Source organism: Paraburkholderia phymatum (assembly GCF_038900715.1).
Taxonomy (GTDB): Bacteria; Pseudomonadota; Gammaproteobacteria; order Burkholderiales; family Burkholderiaceae; genus Paraburkholderia; species Paraburkholderia phymatum_A.
On record NZ_JAYMRZ010000117.1, the window covers coordinates 1 to 255 of the forward strand.

1 rRNA gene is annotated in these 255 nt (G+C 54.9%); it reads left to right on the plus strand.

Going from position 1 to position 255, the window contains the following annotated elements:
- Window positions 1–255: ribosomal RNA gene (locus VSR68_RS43040) — 16S ribosomal RNA — on the plus strand; the annotation flags it as partial.

Below are 255 nucleotides of genomic sequence, written 5' to 3' on the forward strand. Positions count from 1 at the left end.
CCTGGGGAGTACGGTCGCAAGATTAAAACTCAAAGGAATTGACGGGGACCCGCACAAGCGGTGGATGATGTGGATTAATTCGATGCAACGCGAAAAACCTTACCTACCCTTGACATGTACGGAAGACCGCCGAGAGGTGGTTGTGCCCGAAAGGGAGCCGTAACACAGGTGCTGCATGGCTGTCGTCAGCTCGTGTCGTGAGATGTTGGGTTAAGTCCCGCAACGAGCGCAACCCTTGTCCCTGGTTGCTACGCA